Genomic DNA, 5,991 nt, shown 5'->3' on the forward strand with positions numbered 1-5,991 from the left:
GGCCTGGCCGGCCGGCGCCTGCTGTGCGCCCCCGCCGGCGCCGGCCGGGCCGGCGGCCCTGTCCTGCGCGAGGCCGACCAGCTGGCCGCCTGCCGCGCTCCCGACGGCGATACCGTCGCCGCCGACCGTGAACGTGTCCCGCGGCAGCGACGGTTCGGGGCAGCCGGCGCTGGCCCGGAAGGGCGACAGGCTCTCCCGCGCCGACCGCAGCGGCGTCCCGAGCGTCTCGGACCAGGCCTCGCCGGCATACGGGACGCGCTCGTCGAGCTGGCCGTGGATGGCCACCACGGTCACCGGTTTCGCCGGCGCGCAGCCGGCCGTCTGCAGGCTGGCCGCGACCACCGCGATCCCGGCGATCTCGCCGGCATGCTCGCAGGCGTAACGGTAGGCGATCATGCCACCGTTGGAGAAACCGACGAGGAACACCCGTTGCCGGTCGATCGGGTAGTGCTGCTCCAGATGCGAGATGAGCGCCCGTAGCCATCCGACGTCGTCGACCTGCTCGGCCGCGGACCGTCCGCAGCAGGTGCCCGCGTTCCAGGAGGTGTTGAGCGCGTCGGGGTAGGCCACGGCGAACCCGGCGCTGCCCGTGAGCGCCTCGAAGCCCCACAGCGACTGGGGCTCCGTGCTGTCGTTGTCCAGGCTGTGCAACGCGATGACGAGCGGGAAGGGCCGGGCGGCCGTGACGGCCGGCAGCGTCAGGCGTAACGGCGTCGTGCGTCCCGACCGTTCGTAGGCGTCCGGCCCGGCTGTCGGGGTGGGCACGATGATCCTGAGGGTGGTCGGGGAGGGGGTCGGCAGGACGCGGTCGTAGAGGGCCGCGCACCCCCCGGCGCACAGGGCCAGCATGGAGATGAACACGACGCAGCAGGCCAGCGGGCTACGGCGCGGCAGGCCGCGGCGGCGGGGCGAGCCATGGCGGCGGCACTGGGACAACGGCGGGCGGGGCGGACGGGAGGGCGGCATCACACCCATTTTGTCCTGTTGGTGACAGAAGCCCGTCACCGGTGCCGGCGTTGACTCCCCCGGATGGCTCGAGTTCCGCGCGTGATGTCCGCTTCGCGGTCCCGGCCGACGAGCGGTATGACTCTCGCGGACGGCAGAGGCGCGGACGGTAATGAAGCGCTGGGACGGGCGGATGGCGCGGCGGACACGGCAGGAGCCGCGGGAGAAGGACGGCCCGTGACGGTCCCGGTCGCTCCGGTGATCCCGGTAGGGGATCCGGGAGGCCCGCTGGCCCCGCCAGCGGGCGCGGTGGCCGCGGGAGTCCCCGGGCGGGCCGAGTCCCTGGGCGGCCGCGCCCCGATGGTGGGTGTGGGCCCGGACACCGTACGACCGAGATCCGTTCTGGATCCGGATGCCGAACGGCCCAGGCCAGCGCCGGAACCGGGCACCGAGCCGGTGTTCGGCGCCGTCCCCGTGACCTGCTCCCGCTCCGGATCCGGACCAGGCTGCCCCGTCCGCACGACGCCCAGGCGTGGGCGTCCCGCCGTGTCCAGGGGAACCTCCCAGTCCACTATGTCCGCCGTGTCCGCCGGGCCGGTGTCCGGCAGGGACTGCAGGACCACGGCGCGGTACTGCACGAACGCCTCTCGCGCGCGGCTTTCCAGGTCGTCGACCAGTCCGAGCTGTTCGCGGACGCGGCGTTCACCGGCCGGCCCGGCCGCGAGCAGGTCCGACAGGCAGCGGTCGACGGCGCGACGGGCCTGTAGCCAGACCAGGAGCAGCCGGGAGCGCTCCAGGTCTGATGGCGTGTCCACCGAGATGTCTCCCTACTTCCCGCGTGCTGCGTGACGTGCCCCGTAGTGACGTGCCCCGTAGTGATGTGCCTGTCGTGACGTGCTCCGTAGGTGGTCCTTGGCTGCCGTTGGTTGCGACTCGCTGTCGTACCAGAGTGCCTTACCCACTCCTGTCGCGCGCGTCAGTTCGTGGAACGGACACGTGTCCGTTGCGTCCGTTCTGGACTGATGTCGCTATTGCGGCGGCCTGTTGGTGTGGCGGCCGTCCCCGTATCGGAAGGTCATGGCTGGCGGGTGGGTTCGGCGTGGCCGCCGGGTTCGCCTGCGTCGTGTTGCGGAGGGAGCGGCTCGCGTGGGGTGCCCGGCCGCCTGCCGGTGCGGCCGGAGGCGACCAGGTCGCTCACGGCGACCAGCATCGGCTCCTCGGCCGCGGAGCGTGCCCGGTTGCCCTGCCATGTCGACCGGGCGCTGGCCAGTTCCTGTCCGCCGCGACGCAGGACCTCCTCCCAGCGCTGTTGCATGGGACGGATGAGCCCGCCGCCCACCCCCACGATCGTCACTCCGGTGACGGTCGCGAGAACAGCGTAGAGCATCGGTGTTGTCACGGATGTGGCAAGGCCGAGCTCGTCCAGGGCGGCCTTGCCAAAGCCGATCATGATGATGGCGGCGCTGATGCCCCCCGCCGTCCCGGCGTAGGGCAGGCCGCTGAGCGCGCTGCCGACATACCTGCGCGCGGTGGACGCCAGGGTGGCTCCGATCACGAGAACGACGCAGGCGAGCACGGTGTGTGCCAGCAGAACGGCAAGGTCGCTGATGAGGCTGCTGACCGGGTTGGCTCCGAACACGCCGAGTGCCAGCTGGAGAAATGCCAGCGCGGCGATGGCGAACGTGATCCGCATGAGGCCGGTGCGCAGGTCGGCTGCGGGGCGGCGGAGCGCACGGGGCAGCCCGCTGCGGTCGAGCAGGTTGTCGGTGCCGGCGCGGACCAGCAGACGGTTGACGGCGCTGACGATGCCACGGGCTGCCAGGCCGCCGGCGAGCACGATGAGCACGAAGGCGCCGATCTTCGGCACGCTCTGGATGACGGATGCCCACGCGTCCCGGACACCCTGGTCCCAGCCGGCAGCCTGCGGTACCAATAGTCCTCCTCCGTCCTAGGGGGCCAGAGGCGGCGTGATCGTGCTCGTCTCCCGCTGCCGTGGCCCGGCTCTCCGGGCCACGCTCAGGGCCGAGGGCGACGCGATCGCGTGTGTTTCCTGCCCGGGGCCGCGCGTTGGAGCGGCGGTCGAACGACGACGTCTGGAGCATGCCGTAGGTCCCCACAGGGGTGGCTGTTGACAGAACACCTCATACATAGCGATCGCACCATGTTGCCACACGATCGCCGAAAGTAGCTTTCGTGTAGTCCGTCCATGGATGCCCGGAGCAAAAGGGACGTCTGGGTGCCGGCGCGGCGGCGACACCCCGAGGCGGGGTGTTCCCCTCGAGGTGGAGCGCTCCGGGGCACAGCGCTCCGGGGTGACGGTAGCCCCGGCCCCCGGCCGCTGCCGACCGGCGGTCCTCTCCTGGCCGACGCGCCGCCTACTGGTTGGCGGTCTTCCGGACGATCTGCTTGGCGACCCGGTTCACGATGGCCTGGTCGGGCGCGTCGAACACCCGGCCGACCAGGAAGGAGCTCTGTACCTGGCCGGCGAAGACGAACATCACGTCGAACGTCATCGGCACCGCCGGCCCGTCGAGGGTCATCGACGCCTTCACCCTGGTCAGCGCGGTGACACCGGCCGGGGGTGTGCGCCTCGTCGTCGACAGGACCGTGAACGTGCTGCCCTCGGGCAGGTCGGCGGCCTCGGTGTACCCGCGTTTGAGCAGGTCGCCGACGCAGGAGGGGAAGGACGGATCGGCCGCTATCCGGACCGCCTCCGTTATCACCTCGGCCGGATAGACCGCCGCTACCGAGCCCATGAAGACCAGGTTGTCGTTCGTGGCGAAGTAGGGCCCCTTGGCCGAGTCCAGCGGCTCGACCCGCGGATCGGCCCCCGGCCTTCCGACGCACGACGCGAAGCCGGTCATCGCGGCCACGGAGAGGGCCCCGCGGTTGTCCAGGGACGTGCTCGCGTTGAAACCGGCGGTTTCCGGCCCCTCGGTCAGCACGTAGTCCCCCGCGTGCAGGTTCGTGCGGGCGGCGGCCGACGCGACCGGGACCGCCGGCTGCCCCGGCGTCGCGCCGCCGGCGGGCTGCCGCGATCCTCCGCAGGAGCCGGCGGCAAGCGCCAGCAGAACAGCCACGAGAGCGACGCCGAGTATCCGGACGCGCGGGCGCCGCCTGGGCCGGGACATCGCCATGAGCGTTAGTACCCCCCTGACTGCGGTGGAGCGTTCGGTGGGTTCCCGATTGGTCCAGTATGCACTGATTGCACGGAGTAATATTGCTGCTACAGCCTTCTGGGGCTGATGTGCCGCCGGGTGGGTGGCGGCACCAGCCCCACCACGGGGGATGTGAGGATGCGACCGTGACGGACGACTCTTTTCCCACTGGCACCACCACGGGTACCGGCACCGGCACCGGCACCGGTGTCCGTGGCGGGGGTGGCGCTCTGCCCTTCGTCCCGCCGGATGCCGGCCTTGCCGGGCTGGCCACGGCCGCCGCGTCCTGCCGGGGCTGTGAGCTGGCGGACCTGCCCGACACCCGGACCGTCTTCGGGGAGGGGAACCCGCGTGCGCGCCTGGTCCTCGTCGGCGAACAGCCCGGTGACGTCGAGGACCGGCGTGGCCGGCCGTTCGTCGGGCCCGCCGGCAAGCTGCTCGACCGGGCGCTCGCGGACGCCGGGATCGACCGGGCCGAGGCGTACGTCACGAACGCGGTCAAGCATTTCAGGTACCGCCGCAACGATGGGCCGCGGCGTATCCACCAGACGCCGGATGCCCGGCAGGTCACGGCCTGCCGGCCGTGGCTCGCGGCCGAGCTGAACCGGATCCGGCCGCGGCTGGTCGTCCTGCTCGGCGCGACCGCGGGGCAGGCGCTGCTCGGGCCGTCGTTCCGGGTGACGAAGATGCGCGGCCGGTTACTGCCCGGGCCGCCGGGGTCGGATGCCCAGCTGATCGCCACGTTGCACCCGAGCGCGGTGCTGCGGGTCGAGCCGGCCACTCGGGACGAGGCCTACGCCGGCTTCGTTAATGATCTTCAGCTCGCTGGGCGCATTCTGGCCGGCATGACGGGCTGACCGCCGGAGACGAAACGCCGGGCGCCCGTGGCTGTACCGACGGGCGTCCGGCGTTGTGGATCAGGTGACGATCTCCACCGGCGTGCCCAGCGGGAGCAGGCGCGCGAGCCGGGTGATGGTCTCGTTGCTCACCCGGATGCAGCCGTGGCTGACATCCTGGCCGAGCAGGTTCGGCTGGTTCGTCCCGTGAATACCGATCACCGGCGCTCGTCCCTCGAAGGAGTCGAGGGTGGTCGAGAAGCCGCTCAGTCCGAACGCGTACGGCCCGTACGCGCCGGCCGGGTTGCGGGGCTGGAGCAGCTCGGTCAGGTAGAACTTCCCGCCCGGGGTCGGGGTGTCACCCGTCCCGACGGCGGTCGGCTCGTCGACGACGACCTGCTGCTTGTCATAGACCCGCAGCCGGTGGTCCTTGCGGGCGACCACCACCCGGTAGCTGGTCTGGCTGGCCTTCACCTGGGCGTCCTTCACCCAGCCGGTGCTGCCGGCGGGCTGGACCGGCAGCAGCACCTGCCACCAGCCGGGGAGCTTCGTCACCACCAGGAAGACCCGCGGGGCGCCCGCCTCGTTCGGGTTGCTCAGCTGGGAGACCACGCTCGCGGCGATCGGCGACTTGTAGATGTCCACCTTCGGGACGACGGCGGTGACGATGGTGGACGTCCCGTCCTGGCTGGCCGAGGCCGCGGCGGCCAGCTCGCTGTGCGCCGCCTGCGGGACGGCCGTGCTCGCCGGCGCTGCCGGCGGTGTGTCCGTGGGCGAGTCCGTCGATCCGCCGCCACAGCCGGTGAAGGCGATCAGCCCGGCGAGGACGAGCGACGGGACTCCCGCGCGCCGCGGGGACAGCCGCCGCGGGGACGGCGTGCTCCTGGCCGTGGCCGCCGCCGGCACGGATGAGGATGAGGATGAGGATGAGGACACGGGCGTGCCTCCGGTGGGCGCGGTACCAGTGGGCATACCGGTGGACGAAACGGCGTGTGCCGCCACCCCAGGGGCGGGGCGACGGCACACGCGCGAACCCAGGATCATCATCCTGT

The 5,991-nt window shown here is 72.1% G+C and carries 6 protein-coding genes; 1 reads left to right on the top strand and 5 read right to left on the bottom strand.

Annotated elements, in window-relative coordinates:
• From NBW84_RS07710 to NBW84_RS07725, 4 genes are all read right to left on the bottom strand, one after another.
• Positions 1-966: alpha/beta hydrolase (locus tag NBW84_RS07710; protein ID WP_250283109.1), on the bottom strand; the 966-nt coding region annotated here is incomplete at its 3' end.
• Between the two features lie 35 nt (positions 967-1,001).
• Entirely contained in the window at positions 1,002-1,760 is a 759-nt protein-coding gene (locus NBW84_RS07715; RefSeq protein ID WP_250283070.1) for a hypothetical protein, read from the bottom strand.
• A 260-nt stretch (positions 1,761-2,020) separates the two neighbouring features.
• A complete protein-coding gene (locus NBW84_RS07720) occupies positions 2,021-2,878 on the bottom strand; it encodes a mechanosensitive ion channel family protein (protein WP_250283072.1) in 858 nt (285 codons plus the stop codon).
• Positions 2,879-3,320: 442 nt separating this feature from the next.
• The gene (locus NBW84_RS07725; RefSeq protein WP_250283074.1) at positions 3,321-4,025 is read right to left on the bottom strand and encodes a hypothetical protein; all 705 of its coding nucleotides are present in this window, start codon (positions 4,023-4,025) and stop codon (positions 3,321-3,323) included.
• A 224-nt stretch (positions 4,026-4,249) separates the two neighbouring features.
• Between NBW84_RS07725 and NBW84_RS07730 the strand changes: the two genes are divergently transcribed.
• Positions 4,250-4,960 carry a UdgX family uracil-DNA binding protein gene (locus NBW84_RS07730; protein ID WP_250283076.1) on the top strand — a complete coding sequence of 237 codons (711 nt, stop codon included), beginning with the start codon at positions 4,250-4,252 and terminating at the stop codon, positions 4,958-4,960.
• Between the two features lie 60 nt (positions 4,961-5,020).
• On the opposite strand, the gene NBW84_RS07735 is transcribed toward NBW84_RS07730, so the two are convergent.
• Complete coding sequence (locus NBW84_RS07735) at positions 5,021-5,986, bottom strand: L,D-transpeptidase family protein (RefSeq protein ID WP_445548196.1); 966 nt, start codon at positions 5,984-5,986, stop codon at positions 5,021-5,023.
• Positions 5,987-5,991: the final 5 nt, after the last annotated feature.

Origin of the sequence: Protofrankia sp. CiP1_Cm_nod2 (assembly GCF_920664355.1) — a bacterium.
GTDB lineage: Bacteria > Actinomycetota > Actinomycetes > Frankiales > Frankiaceae > Protofrankia.